The following is a 19726-nucleotide window of genomic DNA, read 5'->3' on the forward strand; positions in this document are numbered from 1 at the left end:
GGGCGGGTTGACTAGTCCTTGATCTCGGCGATCACGGTGCCCTGGGTGATGGCCGCGCCGGCCTCCACCGCCAGGCCGGTGATGGTGCCGTCCTTGTGCGCGGTGACCGGGTTCTCCATCTTCATCGCCTCCAGGACCACGACCAGGTCGCCGGCAGAGACCTGCTGGCCCTCTTCGACGGCCACCTTGACCACGGTGCCCTGCATGGGCGCGGTCACCGAGTCGCCGGAGGCCGCCGCGCCGCCGCCACCGCCGCGCTTGCGCGGCTTGGGCTTCTTGCGGATGGCCGCGCCGGCCGCGGCGCCGCCGCCACCGCCGAGCGCCAGGTCACCGGGAAGCGAGACCTCCAGGCGGCGTCCACCGACCTCGACGACGACGGTCTGCCGGGGCAGCGTGTCGTCCTCCTCGATCGGGTCGCCACCGGTGAACGGCTCGACGGTGTTGTCCCATTCGGTCTCGATCCAGCGGGTGTGCACGTCGAACTTCTCGCCGTCGCCGATGAAGGCCGGGTCGGCGGTCACGGCGCGGTGGAACGGGATGACGGTGGCCAGACCCTCGACGTTGAACTCCGCCAGCGCGCGCCGCGAGCGGGCCAGCGCCTCCTCGCGGGTGGCGCCGGTGACGATCAGCTTGGCCAGCATCGAATCGAACTGTCCGCCGATGACCGAACCGGACTCGACACCGGAATCCATGCGCACGCCGGGGCCGGTGGGCGGCTCGAACTTGGTGACCGGGCCGGGGGCGGGCAGGAAGCCGCGACCGGCATCCTCACCGTTGATCCGGAACTCGAAGGAGTGCCCGCGCGGGGTCGGATCCTCGGTGATGTCCAGGGCTTCGCCGTTGGCGATCTTGAACTGCTGCAGCACCAGGTCGATGCCCGAGGTCTCCTCGGTGACCGGATGTTCCACCTGCAGCCGGGTGTTGACCTCCAGGAAGGAGATCAGGCCGTCCTGGCCGACCAGGTACTCCACGGTGCCCGCACCGTAGTAACCGGCCTCCTTGCAGATGCGCTTGGCCGACTCGTGGATCTCCTTGCGCTGCGCCTCGGTCAGGAACGGTGCGGGGGCCTCCTCGACCAGCTTCTGGAAGCGACGCTGCAGCGAGCAGTCGCGGGTGCCCGCAACGACGACGTTGCCATGGGTGTCGGCGATGACCTGGGCCTCGACGTGGCGCGGCTTGTCCAGGTAGCGCTCGACGAAGCATTCACCGCGACCGAACGCGGCGACGGCCTCACGGGTGGCCGACTCGAACAGCTCCGGGATCTCCTCGATGCTGCGGGCGACCTTCATGCCGCGACCACCACCGCCGAAGGCGGCCTTGATGGCCACCGGCACGCCGTACTCCTTGGCAAAGGCCACGACCTCGTCGGCGTCCTTCACCGGATCCGGGGTGCCCGGGACCAGGGGAGCGTTGGCACGCGCGGCGATGTGGCGCGCGGTCACCTTGTCACCGAGGTCGCGGATCGACTGCGGGCTCGGCCCGATCCAGATCAGACCGGCGTCGAGCACGGCCTGGGCGAAGTCGGCATTCTCCGACAGGAAGCCGTAGCCGGGATGGATGGCGTTGGCGCCGGACTTCTCGGCGGCCTCGAGCAGCTTCTCGAACACCAGATAGGACTCGGCCGAGGTCTGCCCACCCAGGGCGAAGGCCTCGTCGGCAAGGCGTACGTGGGGTGCGTCGGCGTCGGGCTCGGCGTAGACGGCCACGCTGGCCAGCCCGGCGTCTTTCGCGGCTCGGATCACGCGGACGGCGATCTCCCCGCGGTTGGCGACGAGCACCTTTGAGATCTTCGAGCTGGCGTGACTGGGCACTGCGCCTCCTGATGGCATGTTCTCTAAGAAACGTCTTTAAGAATGTATCGGGCGAAGTTTAAGTGTCCAATTCCGGGGTGGCGAGTCGGACCCCCGAATTTCGGCGGAATTACCGTCGCCCTTCCGGTAAGTCGTGTTTGTTACTGGCCGGTACGTTTGACGTGCTCCGTCGCTGTACTGCGGGAACGCCGGTACAGCCGGCTCGAACGCGAGAACGGCGGCACCCCGAATGGGGCGCCGCCGAACTTGACAGCTGTCGACAATCGCTCAGCCGAACAGCGTCGGGATGCCCTTCATCGACGGGGCCGGTTCCACGCCCAGCACGTTGGCCAACAGCGACGGAGCCACATCCAGCACGTCGACCTCCTTGCGGGACGGGTCGGCGGTGATCCCGGCCCCGGCGGCCAACAGGATGCCCTCGGGGATGTGATAGCCGGTGTTGAACCCACCGATGCGCGAATGCACGCTCAGGCCCAGATCGGTCGCGGGGGCGCTGACGTCGGCGGCGGCACCGAGTGGACGCATGGTCAGCGTCGTGGTGTCCGCGCCGGGCACGGTGTAGTCGATACCGAAGGTGACGGTCTTGCCTTCGACCCGGACCCGGGCGAACAACCGGTCGGTGCCGTCGACCAGGACCGACTCCAGCGGCGCCACGGCCTCGGCGGCGTCGGCCTCGGAGGCGAACACCAGCGACAGCATCGGGTACATGGCCAGCGCCACATCGGCGTGCTTGAGGCCCAGCTTGCCGATCAGCCTGGTGTGCTCGTCGAGCACGAACCGGCCACCCTCAAGCTTCGGCACGGCGACCGGGCCCTGCCCCATGCTGGCCGAGATCACCAGCATCGACTGCGGATTCTTGACCAGGTGCCTGCGGATGCGGCCGATCTGGCGATCGGTGATGTCCATGGCGGCGACGATGAAGCTGCCGTACACGTCGTCGGCGCTGTACTCGTACTTCTCGGTGTAGCCGGGCATGCCGTCGCCCCAGAACCGGTGCATCATGCCCGCGACATGGTTGGTGAAGAAGATGCTGAGCCGCGGCTTGGTCTTGCGGTGCTGACGCCAGTACAGGTCGAAGCTCAGCGGCGCCTGCATGGCCGAGCGGAATGCCTTGTAGCGCGGGTCCATTCGCTCCTTGGCCAAATGCGTCGTCAGTGTCGCGGCCGACCGCGGGGTCAGGCCCAGCCGGAGCAGGTCGACCGCGGTGCCCGCCAGGGCCTTGGGGTTGAGCGCCGACTCGGGCGAGAAGCCGTTCTCACCGGTCATCGCCAGGTTGAACGCCTGGAACCGCTCCAGTGCCGGGGGATAGGTCTTCGCGTCGGAGGCGAAGGTGTCCGGGACGTAGAAGCCGCCATGCTTGAACGGCCGGGCCGGCCAGCTCTGCATCGGCCCGAACAGACCGACCGACAGGCCCGCGCGCTCGGCCACGTCCCAGATCGGGTCACCGCGGAAGGTGGACGGATCCTGGCCCAGATCGAACGAGTTGTGCTCATAGGACGAGGTGTGCAGGGTCGGCCAGGTGCGCCACGGCTGCAGGCCCTGCAGTTCTTCGCGGTCCTCGTGCACGGTGGTCAGCGACTGACCGTTCTTCAGCAGTGCGGCCAAGTGGGATTCCGGGCGGTTCTTCACGTAAATGTCCACGACATCCCACGGGACTTCGTTGAGCTCGTAAAGAATGACATCTCTGGCCTGCCGGTTCATCGGGCTGGGCCCCTCTCTCGTCGATCCTTTGCTACTGGCCCCCGCCGTACCGCGCCGAAACCGGCCGGACGGGCTGCATGGCGGCTCGCCGACCGGTTAGCTGGCTACGGTCATTCTGGCATGAATCCTCGGGAATTGCCCTCGACGGCAATAGGTCACATCAAGGGCGTGCACGCAGTGGCCGACCATACGCGTGACTTGTCGACATCCTCGGTCACCCGTTTGCAGCGCCGGTCCGCCGGGCAACTCGCGGGTCAGCCGCTGCGCAGCCGCCGTTTGATCCGGGTCAGCATCGCCGACATCCCGCGCAGCCGCAGCGGGCTGATGAGCGCGGCCAGTCCCAATTCCGAATAAAAGTCATCGGGTACCGCGAGGATGTCATCGGCGGACTGGCCGTCGAGCCCGGCGGCCAGGATGGACGCGAAACCCCGGGTGGTCGGGGCCTCGGCCGGCGCGCTGAAGTACAGCCGGACGTGCGCGCGGTCGCTGGCGTCGACGTCGAGGAACAGCGGTGACTGGCACTCGGGGACCGGCTCCATGGCCGCCTCTTCCAGGTGCGCGGGCAGCGCCGGCAACTCGTTGGCGAACTCCAACAGCAGTTGCAGCTTGTCCTGGCCGGTGACGTCGGCGAACTCGCCGACGACCTCGGCCAGGGCCGCGGGCATGGTCATCTCGCGGCGGGTGCCGGACCCGGCTCGTCGCCGGTGGCCACCGGCACCCGCACCGCGTTGCCCCACTCGGTCCACGATCCGTCGTAGTTGCGCACGTTCGGCAGACCCAGCAGATGGGTCAGCACGAACCAGGTGTGGCTGGACCGTTCGCCGATACGGCAGTACACGATCGTCTTGTCCTCGGCGGTGAGGTGACCGTAGAGCGCGTCGAGGTCGGCGCGGCTGCGGAAGCGGCCGTTGTCCTCGGCGGCCTTGGCCCACGGGATCGAGACCGCGGTCGGGATGTGGCCGCCGCGCAGCGCACCCTCCTCCGGGTAGTCCGGCATATGGGTGCGTTCGCCGGTGTATTCCTGCGGCGACCGCACATCGATCAGCGGCTGCTCGCCGAGCGCACCGAGGACATCCTCCCGGAACGCGCGGATCGCGGCGTCATCGCGCTCCACGACCGGGTAGCCGGTGCCCTCCTTGCTCGGCACGTCCAGGGTGGTGTCGCGGCCGTTGCTCACCCACAGGTCGCGGCCACCGTCGAGCAGGCGCACATCGGGATGGCCGAACAGGGTGAACACCCACAGCGCATAGGCCGCCCACCAGTTGCTCTTGTCGCCGTAGATCACGACGGTGTCATCGCGCGAGATGCCCTTGCGGTTCATCAGTTCCGCGAACTGGGCGCCGTCGATGTAATCGCGGACGGCCGGATCGTTGAGATCGGTATGCCAGTCGATCTTCACCGCACCGGGGATGTGCCCGGTGTCATACAGCAGGACGTCCTCATCGGATTCCACGATGGACAGCCCGGGACGGCCGAGATTCGCCGACAGCCAGTCGGCGGTCACCAGTCGTTCGGGGTGCGCGTAGGCGGCGAGGGCAGGATCGGGATCGGCAGGCAGCGACACACCATGAGCGTACTCATACCGGCTGTTCCGCGCCGAGATGACCGGCTCAAGAAGCGCGCAGGCAGTCCCGCGACGGGGTCAGCTCGGCGCGCATGTTGCGCCGCATCATCTCCAGCGCGGCATCGGCGAGGCCGGCGTCGATATGGGCGACGCAGTCCGGGGGCACCACCATCTCGTAATGGCGCACATAGGCGTCCAGGGCGGTGTACAGCACGCACTGCTCGGTCACCTGCCCGGTGATCACCACCTGCCGCGTCCCCAGCTGCTTGAGCAGGTAATCCAGCGCGGTGGCATAGAACGCGCTGTGGCGAACCTTGTTGACGCGCAGGCATTCCTCGGTCGGCAGGACCGGCTTTACCAGTTCGGGGTGCGCCCCGTCGAGCGCGTCGCGCACGATGTCGTCCCACACCGCGGTGAAGTCACCGTAGTTGTCGTTGACGTAGATCACCGCCACATCGGTCTGCCGCCGGGCGCGCTGTATCAGGTCGGCCAGCGGATCGATGATGTCGGCGGCGCTGTCGGCCAGTTGATCGGCGTCGGGATGTTGATAGCTGTTCAGCATGTCGACGACCAGTACTGCGGTCTCTGCCATGGTGCGTGCATACCCGGCCGGCGGGCATTCGACGCGTGATCGCGGTGCAGTGTTCGCACCGTGGCACCGGGTGCGGCAACGGTACCGGCCGAGGTTCAGCCCCCGAGGTTGCCGATCGTCGCGTCGAGCGCGGCGGCCTGTTCGGCGAGTTCGTGCTCCGTCGGTTCGGCCGAGCCCAGGGTGTCGATCAGCTGCCGCCGCGACGCGCACGTCAACGCGCCGCGGTATTCGTCGGAGTCCAGCTCCGCGCCGGCGATGACCGCGGTCCGGCCCTCGATCAGGACCAACAGGGCATCGGCGTCGGTCGAGGCGAGCAACCGGCGTACGTCGTCGGGCGAGATGGTCATGAGCGGATGTTCCTGACTGTGTCGGTGGTGGTTTTCTCGTTCAGCTATTCCCACGATGTCGCCGATCATGCAGAACGCGCACCGCTTGGTTGGACGCAGCGATGCCGGGTATCGAGCCTCAGATGAGCAGACGTGACGACCTGCAGGGCGTGGCCGAGCGGGTCTTCGGGTGGCAGCAGCTGAGCGACGAGCAGCTCGACGCCATGGCGGCGGTGCTCGGCGGCCGCGATGTGCTGGCCGTAATGCCCACCGGCTCAGGCAAGTCGGCGATCTATCAGGTTCCCGCGGTGCTGCTCGACGGTACGACGGTGGTCATCTCACCGTTGATCGCGCTGCAACGGGATCAGCTGGATCATCTGGCCGGCACGGACGCACCGGATGCGGTGGCCATCAATTCCGCACAGGGGGCCGGCGAGACGTCCCGCAGCTGGGAGGCGGTGCGGCGCCACGACGCCGATTACGTGTTCCTGTCTCCGGAGCAACTGGCCAAAGAGGAGACGATTGCGCGGCTGGCCGATCTGCGCGTGGCACTCATCGTCGTCGACGAGGCGCATTGCATCTCGGCGTGGGGGCATGACTTCCGGCCCGACTACCTTCGTCTGACCGATGCGATCGAACGGCTCGGGCATCCGCCCGTCGCGGCGCTGACCGCCACGGCGTCTCCGGTGGTGCGCCGCGAGATCGTCGAGCGGTTGCGGTTGCGTGAACCACAGGTCATCGCAAGCGGTTTCGACCGGCCGAACCTGCGACTGGACGTAGCACGCCACTCGACCGATGCCGACAAGCGTGCCGCGGTGCTGGCGGCGGTCGGCGAGGTCACCGGTCCGGTGCTGCTCTACACGGCGACCCGCAAGGACGCCGAGCAGTATTCCGAACAGCTGTCCGGCCGGGGTGTGTCGGCGGCGGCATATCACGCGGGATTGCGTGCGCGCCAACGCGATGAGGTGCACCACCGCTTCCAAGACGACGATATCGACGTCATCGCGGCGACGTCGGCGTTCGGCATGGGGGTGGACAAGCCGAACGTGCGCGCCGTCGTCCATGCCTCGATCCCCGGTTCGCTGGACGCCTACTACCAGCAGATCGGCCGCGGCGGCCGCGACGGCGAAGCGGCACAGGCGTTGCTGTTCTACCGTCCCGAGGATCTGGGTTCCGCACGCTACTTCACCGCGCGCCATCCCGACGAGGATCTGCTGCGCACGGTGCACCGGGCCCTGTGTGATGGGCCGAAACGCCTGAAGGACCTACGAACTGAGCTCGGGATGCGTGGCCGTGCACTGACCAACGCGGTGAATCTGTTGGAGCAGGCCCGCGCGGTGACCGCACGCCGCGGCGGGTTCACCATCACCGACGCCGACCCGGCCGACGCGTTGCAGCGCGCCATGGACGTCGCCGCCGCCAGCGAACGCGTCGACCGCAGCCGCATCGAGATGATGCGTGGCTACGCCGAGACACGGGACTGCCGGCGCCGAGATCTGCTGGCCTACTTCGGCGAGACCCTCGCGCAACCCTGCGGCAACTGTGACCGTTGCGCCGACGATGATCCCCGCGAAACCGCGGGCCCACCGCCGCTTCCGGTCGACACGCAGGTCGAGCACCGACAGTGGGGACCCGGTGTGGTGATGGGCGGTGAGCCGGACCGGATCACGGTGCTGTTCGACCGGTACGGGTATCGGACCCTGTCGGCCGATGTGATCTCAGCGACCGGTGTGCTGCGACAAACGTAGCCGTCACTGGTTGGCCCGCGCGTGCCGCTCCTGTTCGCGCTTCCCGTAGGTGGCGTTGCGCACCGCGTAGTCACTTTCGAAGCTGGATCCCAGCGCGCCGGCGAAGGTGCCCAGCGAACTGGCCAGCAGGGCCAATTCGGCGTAGTCACGCCAGCTCACCGGATGACCCAGGGTCGAGCTCAGATAGCCCGGCGGGATGATGGTCAGCGCACCCAGCATCACCACCGCGAAGAGCAGCACATACATACAGGCCACGCCGACGGCCAGGGTGAGAACGGTTGCGGCGTTGTACAAAGCGGCGTTCTGGCGCTGATCGAGATCGCGCGGTCGCTCCCAGAGGTTGTTGTACAGCATCAGCCACAGCATCATGGCCAGGATCGCCGCCGTGCTGACGGTGGCCAGCCGGGTTCCGCTCATCGAATCGGCCATGTTCCAGATGCTGGAGTAGAACACCCCGAACGCGGCTGTGGCGACGGCGGCCGCGATCGCGCTGGACAGGCTGGGCAGCAGTCGCCACGGCCGGTTGACCCGCACCATGCCGAACAGCAGCCGCAGCCGACCCCGGACGCGACTCAGTTCCACGACGACATTTCCGCCGCCTTCACCGTCGGTGATCGCCTGCCTGGTGGGATCCATTGCCGATGGGGACAACCGCCGCCGGTTCCCGTCGCGTCGCTCATCGGGCGTGGCCATGTCCCGGACCACGCGGGTGATCAGCTCGGTGACCTTGTGGCGCAGCCGAAGTGGGCCGAGGGCCGGCAGGGAGATCAAGGCGGCGCCGTCGCCGCGATTGACATCGGCGACCACCGGTGAGCCGCCGCGGCGCCGGGTGAGCTCGGTGACGCAGACCAGCAGATCCCAGCCCTGATCGCGCATCAGCCCGCCGCTGTGGCGCCACACCTCGATATTGCCCGAATCATCGAGCGGCAGGGCACGGCTGCACACCTGCACCCGCCAGTCCACCTGACCGTCGATCTTCGCGGCGAACACCCCGGGCAGCTCGGTGTCCAGGGCGTCCACGATCTTGGTGGCCAGACCGGGATCGGCGACCAAACCCACGGTCAGGGATCGCACCGTGCTCCCGTGGGTCGAAGGTTGGGCATCGGGAATCTCTCTGCTGATCGACATCGCCCACCGAGTACCCAGGTTCGAGGCGACGATTCCTCGATCGCCGCCGTTTGCGTGCGGCGCGGGACGGGCACCCGGTCACGAGACCACCGCACCCGTGCGAAGGAGAGTCATCATGCCCAAGACCACCGCCAAGGGCACACCGAAGCAGGACGAACTGCCGAGCACGCTACGCAAATCGGATGCCAAGGCGCAGCGCACCTTCGCCGAAACCCATGACTCGGCCGCCGAACAGTACGGGGAGGGCGAACGCGCGCACCGGGTGGCCTATGCGGCGCTCAAGCACAGCTACGAGAAGGTGGGCGACCATTGGGAGCCCAAGGATCAGCGCGGGCCGTCGGATCAGCGGGCCCGCAGCGGCGGACCCGACGCGCGTGGCGAGACCGCCGAGGGGGTGGACGCGAACGCCAGCAAGAAACACCTGATGGACGTGGCGCGCCGGCTCGACGTGCACGGACGGTCCACCATGACCAAGGACGAGCTGGTGGAGGCGATCCAGAAGGCCAACCGTCGCGAGACGCGCAAGAACCGCTGACCGCTCAGGCGCGGGGGGTCGACGCCCACAGGTCGGCAACGGAGACGCCGAGGTCGGCCAGAAGTCCGCGCAGCAACGGCAAGCTCAGGCCGATCACATTGGACGGATCGCCCTCGATCCGCTCGATGAACCAGCCGCCGAGGCCGTCGAGGGTGAAACCGCCGGCCACCCACAACGGTTCGCCGCTGCCCAGATAGGCCTCGAGATCCTCATCACCCGGGTCGGCGAAGTGGACCGTCGTGGTGCCGGTGGCACCGGCCTCGCCGACGACAATGCCGGAGCGCACCCGCAACACGTTGTGGCCGGTGTGCAAGGAACCGGCCCGGCCCGCCGAGGACCGCCAATGCCGGCGGGCGGCCTCGATGGTGCCGGGTTTGCCGCTGAGGATTCCGTCGATCTCCAGCATGGAATCGCAGCCGATGACCACGCAGTCCGCGGCGACCGCGTCGTCGAGGAGCTCGACGACCCGCCGTGCCTTGGCTGCGGCCAGCGCGCCGACCACCTCGCCTGGGCCGGTTCCGGCCAGCCGCGCGATGATCGCGTCCTCGTCGACATCGGAGACGATGACGTGCGGTTCGACACCGGCCGCACGCAGCACGCCGAGCCGACCGGTGGACGCCGATCCCAGGACCAGGCGCGTCATTACCGCCGCATGTGGGTGCGCTCCAGCAGCGTCACCCGCTGCCAGGCATGGGTCTGGTAGCGCAGCTTGTCCACCGGGTGGCCCCACAGGTTGAGCTCCTGGGGGCCCGGTTCGCCGGCCGGACCGCCGCCGGCCGCGGACAGCACCGCCACCAGGGCGGCGAGCTCCTCATCCGAGGGGCTGCCCTTGACCACCCGGAACTCCGGCACCGGCGGTGCGGGGTTGTCGATGGTCATATCGCGCGGATCGCTGACTTCGACGATATCGACGTCGTGGCTCATGAAAATCCTTCTCGCAGAAGTGCCCGTCGGGGGATTCGCCGCTTACAGCGGGATGTTGCCGTGCTTCTTCGGCGGCACCTGGCTGATCTTGCGCTCCAGCAGACGCAGCGAGGTGGCCACGTAACCCCGGGTGTGCGAGGGCGGGATGACGGCGTCGACATAACCGCGCTCGGCGGCGATGTACGGGTTCACCAGGGTGTCCTCGTAGGACTGCTGCAGCTCCAGGCGCAGCGCGTCGACATCCTCGCCCTCGGCGGCGGCCTTCTTGAGCTCCTGGCGGTAGACGAAGCCCACCGCGCCGGAGGCGCCCATGACGGCGATCTGGGCCGTCGGCCAGGCCACCACCACATCGGCGCCCATGTCCTTGGATCCCATCACGCAGTACGCGCCGCCGTAGGACTTGCGCGTGATGACGGTGATCTTGGGGACGGTGGCCTCGCCGTAGGCGTAGAGCAGCTTGGCGCCGCGGCGGATGATGCCGTTGTACTCCTGGCCGGTACCCGGCAGGAAGCCCGGGACGTCGACCAGCAGCACGATCGGGATGTTGAAGCAGTCGCAGGTCCGGATGAACCGGGCGGCCTTCTCCGAGGCGTTGATGTCCAGGCAGCCGGCGAACTGGGTGGGCTGGTTGGCCACGATGCCGACGGTGCGGCCGTCGACGCGGCCGTACCCGACGATGATGTTCTGCGCGTAGCCGGCCTGGATCTCCAGGAACTCGTCGTCGTCGAGGATGCGCGAGATGACCTCGTGCATGTCATACGGCTGGTTCGGCGAATCCGGGATCAGCGTGTCGAGCTCGATGTCCTCGTCGTTGAGGTTGTCCTCGATCGCACCCGGATGCGGCGGCGCCGGGTAGCGCGGCGGATCGGCGTAGTTGTTGGCGGGCAGGTAGCTCAACAGGTCACGCACGTAATCGAGGGCGTCCTGCTCACCGGAGGCCACATAGTGCACGGTGCCGGACTTGGCCATGTGGGTCTGGGCGCCGCCCAGTTCCTCCATGGTGACGTCCTCGCCGGTGACGGTCTTGATGACGTCCGGGCCGGTGATGAACATCTGGCTGGTCTGGTCGACCATGATGACGAAGTCGGTGAGCGCGGGGGAGTAGACGTGGCCACCGGCGGCCGCGCCCATGATCAGCGAGATCTGCGGGATGACGCCCGAGGCCTTGATGTTGTTGTGGAAGATCCGGCTGTACAGGCCGAGGGAGACCACGCCCTCCTGGATGCGGGCGCCGGCGCCGTCGTTGATGCCGATCAGCGGGCGGCCGGTCTTGATGGCCAGCTCCTGGACCTTGACGATCTTCTCGCCGTAGACCTCGCCGAGGCTGCCGCCGAACACGGTGGCGTCCTGGCTGAAGATGCACACCTCGCGGCCGTCGATGGTGCCGTAACCGGTCACCACGCCGTCACCGAGCGGGCGATTCTTCTCCAGGCCGAAGTTGGTGCTGCGGTGCCGCGCCAGCGCGTCGAGCTCGACGAACGAACCCTCGTCCAGCAGTGCGTAGATGCGCTCGCGGGCGGTCAGCTTGCCCTTCGCGTGAACCTTCTCGACCGCGGCCTCACCGACCGGGTGCAGCGCCTCCTCGGCGCGCTTGCGCAGGTCGGCCAGCTTGCCGGCCGTGGTGTGGATGTCTACTACGTGCTCTGCCGCCGGCTCGATAGTGCTCGTCATGGGTAGCGATGCTAGCCGTACTTCTAAGAACTGCATAAGAGAGGTGGGGGTTAAGTCATTGTGTCGCCCGGGAAGGCCAAGCTGTGGGGCGTGCCGACCACCGATCCGACACGCGATTCGATCCTGGCGATGCTGCTCGACCGGCGCGCCGACACCCACCCCGGTCTACGGACGCGCGAGCGGGACTGGACCTGGGATGAGGTGGTCACCGAATCGGCGGCCCGGGCGCTGCTGGCGGCCGAGTTGATGGGCGACGAACCGCAGCTGCCACCCCATATCGGCGTGCTGTTGCCCAATGTGGCCGACTTCGTGTTCTGGCTCGGTGCCGCGGCGTGCAGCGGTGCGGTGGTGGTGGGTATCAACCCGACGCGCGGCGACGCCGAGCTGGCCGCCGAGATCCGCCATGCCGACTGCCGGCTGATCGTCACCGACGCCGCCGGCGCGGACCGGCTCGCCGGTCTCGACCTCGGGCGGGCGGCCGGTCGGGTGCTGACGATCGACGACCCGCAATATCGGGCGGCGGTGGCGGCCCGGCGCCCTCAGGGCGGGGACTTCGAGGTCCCCGCCCACGTCGGAGCGGACACCCTGATGCTGCTGTTGTTCACCTCGGGGACCACCGGGGCGTCCAAGGCGGTGCGCTGCACGCAGGGCCGGCTGGCCCGCATCGCCTACGCCGCGCGGGACAAGTACGGTCATCACCGCGGTGACGTCGAGTACTGCAGCATGCCTCTGTTCCACGGCAACGCCATCATGGCGCTGTGGGCGCCCGCCCTGTCGGTGGGCGCGACGGTATGTCTGGCGCCGTCATTCTCGGCATCGCAGTTCCTGCCCGACGTCCGCTATTTCGGGGCCACCTTCTTCACTTACGTCGGCAAGGCGCTGGGTTATCTGATGGCCACCCCGCAGCGGCCCGATGATGCCGACAATCCCTTGGTGCGCGGGTTCGGCACCGAGGCGTCCCCCGATGATCAGGCCGAGTTCCGGCGTCGCTTCGGCGCCGTGCTGCACGAGGGGTACGGCTCCAGCGAGGGCGGCGGCGCGGTGGCGACGGCCCCCGACGCCCCGCCGGGGGCGCTGGGCCGGCCCGCCCATGACGGGGTGGCCATCGTCGACCCGGTGACACTGCGCGACCGGGCGCCCGCGGTGCTCGACGACGCCGGGCGGGTGCTCAATCCCGACGAGGCGGTCGGCGAGATCGTCGACAAGTACGGCACCCGCAGCTTCGAGGGCTATTACAAGAACGAGAAGGCGGACGCCGAACGCATCCGGCACGGCTGGTACTGGACCGGTGACCTCGGCTACCTCGACGAGGCCGGGTTCATCTACTTCGCCGGCCGGCGCGGGGACTGGATCCGGGTGGACGGTGAAAATCTGTCGGCGCTGACCGTCGAGCATGTGCTGCGCCGCCATCCGGCGGTGATCGCGGCGGCCGCATTCGCCGTGCCCGACCCGCGCTCGGGGGATCAGGTGATGGCCGCGATCGAGGTGGCCGAACCGGCGCGGTTCGACGCCGCGGCGTTCGCCGAGTATCTGGCCGGTCAGTCCGATCTGAGCGCCAAGGCGGTTCCGCGGCTGCTGCGGGTCTCGGCGCGGCTACCGGTGACCGGCTCCAACAAGGTCGTCAAACACGAGCTGCAACGACAACGTTGGCACACCGACGACGACGTGTACCGGTGGGCGGGCCGACCACCGGTGCGGTACGCATCGATGGACGGGCACAGCAGGCGAGCGTTCGACGAGGAGTTCGCCCGGCACGGCCGTCAACGCCACATCTGAGCGCTCACGCGATCTTGCGCAGCACCACCACCGAGAAGCTGGCCAGCGCCGGCACCGGGTGTCGGCGCAGGAACCGGCTCTTGGCGTTCTCCAGCGCCTGCAGCGGCGGGATCACCGAGTAGTAGGCGTGCCCGAAGCTGGACTTCCACTGCTCGACCCTGAACCCGAAACCCTCGAACTTGTCGATGGCGCGCCGGGTGGGGCCGGTGGTGCCCCGGTAATAGGCCGGGAACTTCTGCAGGTTGGGTTGGTCGAGCCGGCCCGGCTGCACCTTGTCCAGGATCCGGCGCGCGGTCGTCTCCGGGATCAGCTTGTTGACCAGGAACGGGAACGTTCCCAGGGTCGGGTAGAAGTGCACCGACAGCCCGCCGGGACGCAACAGCCTGTTGCAGTTCTGGTGGAAGATCTCGGGATCGGGCAGGTGCTCGCACAACATCTTGGAGAACACCAGATCGTAGGTGCCCACCTCGTCGACGATCGGTTGGCACAGATCCACCACCCGGGTTTCCACGTCCACGGCCGCCTTGCTGAGCTCCAGGGGCGAGATGTCCACCACCACACGGTGATCGGCGAAGCCCCACTTATCGGCGTCGCCGACGACCGGGTTGGCGCCGCCGCCGAGTTCGGCGACCGCGTGCACGCCCTCGCGCCGCGCCAGCTCGAGCACCGAATCGTCGTATCCCTGCCAGAGCTCCGCGAAGTCCCAGTACTCGACATCGTCGGCAGTCTCAGAGAAATACGTCCGCGCCATCGGCTTGCCCCCGCAAAGTCGTGTTGGAGCTTCGGACTTTACCCGCATCAGACTCGTGGTGGGGCCGCTTCGAAGATTGCTGTGGACAACCGTGGCTAATGTCCGGACACGGACGACGCGATATCGGAAACCCGACGTCAGCGTCAATAATGTGGGTTCGCCGAGCGTCGTCGACCATGCGACGCGTCGGTTCTTGCAAGGGCAACGACATTTGCTGCGTTCGCGGTCCCGCGGCGCCGGACGGGAGTCGAAACGGCAATCGAGCCCGCGACACCGCCGCGCATGCTAGGTAGGAGGATGTGACGCACGCCTGGGATGAGACCGTCGACGTGCTGGTGGCAGGATCCGGTGCCGGCGGCGCGACCGGCGCGTACACCGCTGCGCGCGAGGGGCTTTCGGTGATCGTGGTCGAGGCATCCGACAAGTTCGGCGGCACCACCGCGTACTCCGGCGGCGGCGGGATGTGGTTTCCCTGTAATCCGGTGCTGCGGCGCGCCGGGGTCGACGACACCCTCGACGATGCGCTGCAGTACTACCGGGCGGTGGTCGGTGACCGAACCCCGCCCGCCCTGCAGGAGACCTACGTCCGCGGCGGCGCCGCGCTCATCGAGTACCTGGAAGTCGATGAGCTGCTGAAGTTCTCGTTGCTGCCCTGGCCGGACTATTTCGGCAAGGCGCCCAAGGCCCGCGCCGACGGTATGCGCCACATCGCGGCGAAACCGTTCAAGATCGCGGCCGCCCCCGAGTTGCGCGAGTCGGTGCGGGGACCGCTGGACGCCGACCGTCTCGGCACGGCCCAACCGCAGGACTACTTCGTCGGCGGACGTGCATTGATCGCTCGCCTGTTGGCCGCCACGCTGAGCCGGCCGAACACCTCGGCGCGGTTGCACACCGAATTGGTCGAACTGGTGGTGGCGGACGGCCGCGTCACCGGCGCCGTCGTCGAGCAGCAGGGTCGACGGCGATCGATCCGCGCCACCCGGGGAGTGCTGCTCGCCGCCGGCGGATTCGAGCGCAACGACGCCATGCGGGCGCGCTACGGTGTGCCCGGCGAATCGCGGGACACCATGGGGCCGTGGTCCAATCGCGGTCTGGCCCATCTGGCCGGGATCGCCGCCGGCGCTGATACCGACCTGATGGATCAGGCCTGGTGGTCACCCGGGCTGACCCATCCCGACGGCAGTTCGGCGTTCGCGCTGTGGTTCACCGGTGGCATCTTCGTCGACGATGCCGGCCGACGGTTCGTCAACGAGTCGGCGGCCTACGATCGGCTCGGCCGCGGGGTGCTGGCGGCGATGGACGCCGGCACCGTCACGCTGCCCTACTGGATGATCTACGACGACCGCGAGGGCGTCGTCCCGCCCGTCAAGGCCACCAACGTGTCGATGGTGCAGACCGAGAGATACGTCGCCGCCGGGTTGTGGCGCACCGCGGCGACATTGGCCGAACTCGCCGATGCCATCGGGGTACCGCCGGACAACCTCGTCGCGACGGTGCAGCGGTACAACCGCTTCGTCGCAAGCGGTCACGACGACGATTTCGGCCGCGGCGACGAACCGTATGACCGAGCCTTCTCCGGCGGAGCGTCTCCGCTGGTGCCGATCGAACGGGGACCGTTCCATGCCGCCGCCTTCGGTGTGTCGGACCTGGGCACCAAGGGCGGTCTGCGCACCGACACCGCCGCGCGGGTGCTCGACACCAGCGGCGCGGTGATCGCCGGCCTCTACGCCGCGGGCAACACCATGGCCGCCCCCAGCGGCACCGCCTACCCGGGCGGCGGAAATCCGATCGGGACGAGCATGCTGTTCAGCCACCTGGCGGTGCTGGACATGCTAGGCAGTGTGATGAGCGCTCGCGCGAAGAACGGAGAGGTAAAGCCATGACCGACATCCGCGAGATCGACGCCGGCGTGCAGATGACCCGATTCGCCCGCGGCTGGCACTGCCTGGGGTTGGCCGATGACTTCCGCGACGGCCAACCGCACGGTATCGAGGCCTTCGGCTCCAAGCTGGTGGTGTACAGCGACGCCGCCGGGCAGATCCACGTCCTGGACGCCTACTGCCGGCACATGGGCGGGGACCTGTCGCGCGGCACCGTCAAGGACGACAACCTGGCCTGCCCATTCCACGATTGGCGCTGGGGTGGGGACGGCAAGTGCAAACTGGTGCCGTATGCCAAGCGGACCCCGCGCCTGGCGCGCACCCGCACCTGGCCCACCCACGAGGTCAACGGACAGCTGCTGGTCTGGCACGATCCCGAACGGTCCACACCGCCGGCGGAACTGGCACCGCCGGTCATCGAGGGCTACGCCGAGGGGCGCTGGTCGCCATGGCAGTGGAACTCGGTGCGTATCGAGGGATCGCACTGCCGCGAGATCGTCGACAACAACGTCGACATGGCGCACTTCTTCTACATCCACCACGCCTATCCGACCTTCTTCAAGAACGTCATCGAGGGGCACACCGCCAGCCAATTCATGGAGTCCAAGCCCCGGCCGGACTACACCGCCGACCCCGACAAGCTCTGGGACGGAACACATCTGCGTTCCGAGGCCACCTACTTCGGTCCGGCCTACATGATCAACTGGCTGCACAACGACCTGGCGCCCGGCTTCACCGTCGAGGTCGCACTGATCAACTGCCACTATCCGGTGACGCACAACTCGTTCGTGCTGCAGTGGGGGGTGGCGGTGCAGCAGATGCCGGGACTGCCCGCCGACAAGGCCGCCAAACTGGCCGGCGCGATGAGCCGGTCCTTCGGCGAGGGCTTCTTGGAGGACGTCGAGATCTGGCGGCACAAGACGCGCATCGAGAACCCGCTGCTGACCGAGGAGGACGGTGCGGTGTACCAGCACCGCCGCTGGTATGAACAGTTCTACGTCGACGCCGCCGATGTCACCGCGGACATGACCGATCGGTTCGAGCTGGAGGTCGACACCACCCACGCCTACGGCGTATGGGCGCAGGAGGTCGCCGACAACCTGGCCGACGCGGCACGCGAGGTGGAGGCGACGGCGCGCTGAGACCGGCGGCGACGCGCCGTCGTGTCCGGCCCATCCGTGGGTGGGCCGGCGCGTTGCCACGCGCGGCTGGCGAGTGCCGGATCAACATGGTGGACTGGGTCGGCTAACGTCGACCGAACACCGGAGGCGTCGAGGGAAAGGGCCGAACAGGTTGAGCGTGCCGACAGCGCCGACGGGCGCGCCGTCCCGGTCGTTGCGTTTGCTGTCGGCATTCGTCACCCGCACAGAGGGGACCGCTCATGCCGGCCGAACCTAGCGTCCCCCGCCGGCGTTACGACGGCGTCGACGGCCCCCGGGTGGCCATCGCCCACGACTACCTGACCCAGCGCGGTGGCGCCGAGAAGGTCGTGTTGTCGATGAGCAAGGCCTTCCCCGATGCACCGATCTACACCCTGCTGTACGACCCGGCCGGCACCTACCCGGAGTTCGCCGACCGCGATGTGCGGGTATCGCCGCTGAACCGGGTGTCGCCGCTGCGCACCCATCACCGGGCCGCGCTGCCCGTGCTGCCGCTGGCGGCCTCGGCGATGTTCGTCGACGCCGACGTCGTGGTGACCAGCAGCAGCGGGTGGGCGCACGGATTCCGCACCAACGGCGCGAAACTGGTGCACTGCCATACCCCGGCGCACTGGCTCTACGCGCTGGAGCACTACCTGAAACCGGACGGGGACAAGCTCAAACGCGCCGTGTTGAAGGTCGGGTCGCCGGCGCTGCGCTCCTGGGACCGGCGCGCGGCCGGCACCGTCGACCGCTACCTGGCGGTGTCGACGGCCATCAAGCACCGCATCCACGACGCCTACGGCATCGACGCCGGAGTGCTGCCCTCACCCATCGCGCTCAAACCCCACACCGCCACCGAGCCGGTGCCGGAGGTGGCGCACTGGCTGACCGACGGCGGCGAACCGTTCTACCTGTGCGTGTCCCGCCTGATGGCCTACAAGAACGTCGACGCCGTCATCGGCGCGTTCGCCGACAGCGGCCGCCGCCTCGTCGTCGTCGGACACGGCCCGGAGGCGGCCCGCCTGGAGCGGATGAAGACCCCCAATGTGGCGCTGCTGTCGGCGCTGACCGACGGCCAGATGGCCTGGCTGTATCAGTCCTGCCGCGCGCTGATCGCGGCCAGCTACGAGGATTTCGGCCTGACTCCCATCGAGGCCGCGGTATCCGGGCGACCGGCCGTGGTGCTGCGCTGGGGCGGCTTCCTGGACACCGTCGTCGAGGGCAGCACCGGGGTGTTCTTCGACCGGCCCGAGGCCGCGAGCATCGCCGAGGCGCTGGACCGGTTCGAGGCGTGCGACTTCGACGCCGACAAGCTGCGGGCGCACGCCGAGCGCTTCACCGAGGCGCGCTACGCCGAGTCGCTGTACGCGGCGGTGGACGAACTGGCCGGCGCGACCCCGCCGCCGGCGACACGACCCTGACCGAACCAGGCGACACCAGCGCCGCGGTGGCTATGGTGGACGCGCAATCGCAAAGGAGCACAAACCCATGACCGGAGTACCCGCGTCGGCTGATCCGGAGGACGTCGCCCGCAAGCAAGCCGCCGCTCCGGCGCTTCGCATGCCGCCGCCGCCGGAGTGGATCCTCGACGAGAACAACCGCGTCGTCGACTACAAGATGCAGGGGATGACCCGCGGCCGCAAGATCCGCAACCGGCTCGGTGAGCTGTTCTTCAACAGCTTCGTCACCTATATCCCGTCGCACACCATCCGCCAGGGCTACCTGCGCCTGATGGGTGCGCGCATCGGACAACGCACCTCGATCCTGCGCGGCACGACGGTGCTGGACATCGAATTCCTCACCGTCGGCGACGGGGTGGCCATCGGTTTCCGCTGCCTGCTGGATTCGCGTGCCGGCCTCTACATCGGCAACAACGTGACGATCGCCAGCGACGTGCACTTCATCGGCGGCGGGCACGACATCAACCACCCCGACTTCCTGCCGGTGCCGATCCCGACCGTCGTGCAGGACTATGTGTGGATCGCCAGCCGCGCCATGGTGCTGCCGTCGCTGATCGGTCGCGGCGCCGTGGTCGCCGCGCACGCCGTGGTCAACAAGGACGTCGCCGACCTCGACATCGTCGGTGGAGTGCCGGCCAAGGTGATCGGTAAGCGTCCGGCGGAATCGCTGGGCTACACCAACAATCACCGCCCGCTGTTCTACTGATGGCCGGCCAC

The 19726-nt window shown here is 68.3% G+C and carries 18 protein-coding genes; 7 read left to right on the forward strand and 11 right to left on the reverse strand.

Going from position 1 to position 19726, the window contains the following annotated elements:
- Positions 1 to 11 precede the first annotated feature (11 nt).
- The 6 genes from ACWDUN_RS20720 to ACWDUN_RS20745 all read right to left on the reverse strand — a co-directional run bounded on the left by ACWDUN_RS20720 (position 12) and on the right by ACWDUN_RS20745 (position 6015).
- Entirely contained in the window at positions 12 to 1811 is a 1800-nt protein-coding gene (locus ACWDUN_RS20720; RefSeq protein WP_449931884.1) for an acetyl/propionyl/methylcrotonyl-CoA carboxylase subunit alpha, read from the reverse strand.
- Between the two features lie 267 nt (positions 1812 to 2078).
- Positions 2079 to 3452, reverse strand: coding sequence for a hypothetical protein (locus ACWDUN_RS20725; protein ID WP_449931885.1), 1374 nt, complete (start codon positions 3450 to 3452; stop codon positions 2079 to 2081).
- Positions 3453 to 3766: 314 nt separating this feature from the next.
- Positions 3767 to 4183: a SufE family protein gene (locus ACWDUN_RS20730; RefSeq protein WP_449931886.1), complete on the reverse strand. Its 417-nt coding sequence runs from the start codon at positions 4181 to 4183 to the stop codon at positions 3767 to 3769.
- On the reverse strand, positions 4180 to 5076 hold the full coding sequence (locus ACWDUN_RS20735) for a sulfurtransferase (protein ID WP_449931887.1): 897 nt from the start codon (positions 5074 to 5076) through the stop codon (positions 4180 to 4182). Before ACWDUN_RS20735 ends, ACWDUN_RS20730 begins: the two co-directional genes overlap by 4 nt.
- Positions 5077 to 5122: 46 nt before the next feature.
- Positions 5123 to 5668: a cysteine hydrolase family protein gene (locus ACWDUN_RS20740; protein ID WP_449931888.1), complete on the reverse strand. Its 546-nt coding sequence runs from the start codon at positions 5666 to 5668 to the stop codon at positions 5123 to 5125.
- 95 nt (positions 5669 to 5763) lie between these two features.
- On the reverse strand, positions 5764 to 6015 hold the full coding sequence (locus ACWDUN_RS20745) for a hypothetical protein (RefSeq protein ID WP_449931889.1): 252 nt from the start codon (positions 6013 to 6015) through the stop codon (positions 5764 to 5766).
- Positions 6016 to 6137: 122 nt separating this feature from the next.
- Here ACWDUN_RS20745 and ACWDUN_RS20750 point away from each other — a divergent pair, with 122 nt between their 5' ends.
- On the forward strand, positions 6138 to 7742 hold the full coding sequence (locus ACWDUN_RS20750) for a RecQ family ATP-dependent DNA helicase (protein ID WP_449931890.1): 1605 nt from the start codon (positions 6138 to 6140) through the stop codon (positions 7740 to 7742).
- A 3-nt stretch (positions 7743 to 7745) separates the two neighbouring features.
- On the opposite strand, the gene ACWDUN_RS20755 is transcribed toward ACWDUN_RS20750, so the two are convergent.
- A complete protein-coding gene (locus ACWDUN_RS20755; RefSeq protein WP_449931891.1) occupies positions 7746 to 8816 on the reverse strand; it encodes a hypothetical protein in 1071 nt (356 codons plus the stop codon).
- 169 nt (positions 8817 to 8985) lie between these two features.
- On the opposite strand from ACWDUN_RS20755, the gene ACWDUN_RS20760 reads away from it, so the two are divergent.
- Complete coding sequence (locus tag ACWDUN_RS20760; RefSeq protein WP_449931892.1) at positions 8986 to 9405, forward strand: ChaB family protein; 420 nt, start codon at positions 8986 to 8988, stop codon at positions 9403 to 9405.
- A gap of 4 nt (positions 9406 to 9409) precedes the next feature.
- On the opposite strand, the gene ACWDUN_RS20765 is transcribed toward ACWDUN_RS20760, so the two are convergent.
- From ACWDUN_RS20765 to ACWDUN_RS20775, 3 genes are read right to left on the reverse strand one after another with little or no spacing between them, the layout of a single operon-like run.
- Positions 9410 to 10048: a Maf family protein gene (locus tag ACWDUN_RS20765; RefSeq protein ID WP_449931893.1), complete on the reverse strand. Its 639-nt coding sequence runs from the start codon at positions 10046 to 10048 to the stop codon at positions 9410 to 9412.
- Positions 10048 to 10329, reverse strand: a complete 282-nt coding sequence (locus ACWDUN_RS20770; protein ID WP_449931894.1) for an acyl-CoA carboxylase epsilon subunit — start codon at positions 10327 to 10329, stop codon at positions 10048 to 10050. The genes ACWDUN_RS20765 and ACWDUN_RS20770 overlap by 1 nt, the downstream gene beginning before the upstream one ends.
- A gap of 42 nt (positions 10330 to 10371) precedes the next feature.
- Positions 10372 to 12000 (reverse strand): acyl-CoA carboxylase subunit beta, encoded by a 1629-nt coding sequence (locus ACWDUN_RS20775; RefSeq protein ID WP_449931895.1) that lies wholly within the window; start codon positions 11998 to 12000, stop codon positions 10372 to 10374.
- Positions 12001 to 12129: 129 nt separating this feature from the next.
- Here ACWDUN_RS20775 and ACWDUN_RS20780 point away from each other — a divergent pair, with 129 nt between their 5' ends.
- Positions 12130 to 13776, forward strand: a complete 1647-nt coding sequence (locus tag ACWDUN_RS20780; RefSeq protein WP_449932041.1) for an AMP-binding protein — start codon at positions 12130 to 12132, stop codon at positions 13774 to 13776.
- A gap of 4 nt (positions 13777 to 13780) precedes the next feature.
- Here the strand turns inward: ACWDUN_RS20780 and ACWDUN_RS20785 are convergent, their stop codons facing one another.
- Complete coding sequence (locus tag ACWDUN_RS20785) at positions 13781 to 14527, reverse strand: class I SAM-dependent methyltransferase (protein WP_449931896.1); 747 nt, start codon at positions 14525 to 14527, stop codon at positions 13781 to 13783.
- Between the two features lie 299 nt (positions 14528 to 14826).
- Between ACWDUN_RS20785 and ACWDUN_RS20790 the strand changes: the two genes are divergently transcribed.
- The 4 genes from ACWDUN_RS20790 to ACWDUN_RS20805 all read left to right on the forward strand — a co-directional run bounded on the left by ACWDUN_RS20790 (position 14827) and on the right by ACWDUN_RS20805 (position 19715).
- Positions 14827 to 16410 (forward strand): FAD-binding protein, encoded by a 1584-nt coding sequence (locus ACWDUN_RS20790; protein WP_449931897.1) that lies wholly within the window; start codon positions 14827 to 14829, stop codon positions 16408 to 16410.
- Positions 16407 to 17549, forward strand: a complete 1143-nt coding sequence (locus ACWDUN_RS20795) for a Rieske 2Fe-2S domain-containing protein (protein ID WP_449931898.1) — start codon at positions 16407 to 16409, stop codon at positions 17547 to 17549. The genes ACWDUN_RS20790 and ACWDUN_RS20795 overlap by 4 nt, the downstream gene beginning before the upstream one ends.
- 239 nt (positions 17550 to 17788) lie before the next feature.
- Positions 17789 to 18970 (forward strand): glycosyltransferase, encoded by a 1182-nt coding sequence (locus ACWDUN_RS20800; RefSeq protein WP_449931899.1) that lies wholly within the window; start codon positions 17789 to 17791, stop codon positions 18968 to 18970.
- A gap of 67 nt (positions 18971 to 19037) precedes the next feature.
- Positions 19038 to 19715, forward strand: coding sequence for an acyltransferase (locus ACWDUN_RS20805; protein WP_449931900.1), 678 nt, complete (start codon positions 19038 to 19040; stop codon positions 19713 to 19715).
- Positions 19716 to 19726: the final 11 nt, after the last annotated feature.

It is taken from the genome of Mycobacterium sp. NPDC003323, from assembly GCF_053589535.1.

Bases quoted from the DNA above. Each gene is read 5' to 3' on its own strand.
- ACWDUN_RS20785 (WP_449931896.1), bottom strand. From the start codon at position 14,527: ATGGCGCGGACGTATTTCTCTGAGACTGCCGACGATGTCGAGTACTGG.
- ACWDUN_RS20800 (WP_449931899.1), top strand. From the start codon at position 17,789: ATGCCGGCCGAACCTAGCGTCCCCCGCCGGCGTTACGACGGCGTCGAC.
- ACWDUN_RS20730 (WP_449931886.1), bottom strand. From the start codon at position 4,183: ATGACCATGCCCGCGGCCCTGGCCGAGGTCGTCGGCGAGTTCGCCGAC.
- ACWDUN_RS20795 (WP_449931898.1), top strand. From the start codon at position 16,407: ATGACCGACATCCGCGAGATCGACGCCGGCGTGCAGATGACCCGATTC.
- ACWDUN_RS20745 (WP_449931889.1), bottom strand. From the start codon at position 6,015: ATGACCATCTCGCCCGACGACGTACGCCGGTTGCTCGCCTCGACCGAC.
- ACWDUN_RS20765 (WP_449931893.1), bottom strand. From the start codon at position 10,048: ATGACGCGCCTGGTCCTGGGATCGGCGTCCACCGGTCGGCTCGGCGTG.
- ACWDUN_RS20770 (WP_449931894.1), bottom strand. From the start codon at position 10,329: ATGAGCCACGACGTCGATATCGTCGAAGTCAGCGATCCGCGCGATATG.
- ACWDUN_RS20760 (WP_449931892.1), top strand. From the start codon at position 8,986: ATGCCCAAGACCACCGCCAAGGGCACACCGAAGCAGGACGAACTGCCG.
- ACWDUN_RS20750 (WP_449931890.1), top strand. From the start codon at position 6,138: ATGAGCAGACGTGACGACCTGCAGGGCGTGGCCGAGCGGGTCTTCGGG.
- ACWDUN_RS20805 (WP_449931900.1), top strand. From the start codon at position 19,038: ATGACCGGAGTACCCGCGTCGGCTGATCCGGAGGACGTCGCCCGCAAG.
- ACWDUN_RS20780 (WP_449932041.1), top strand. From the start codon at position 12,130: ATGCTGCTCGACCGGCGCGCCGACACCCACCCCGGTCTACGGACGCGC.
- ACWDUN_RS20775 (WP_449931895.1), bottom strand. From the start codon at position 12,000: ATGACGAGCACTATCGAGCCGGCGGCAGAGCACGTAGTAGACATCCAC.
- ACWDUN_RS20740 (WP_449931888.1), bottom strand. From the start codon at position 5,668: ATGGCAGAGACCGCAGTACTGGTCGTCGACATGCTGAACAGCTATCAA.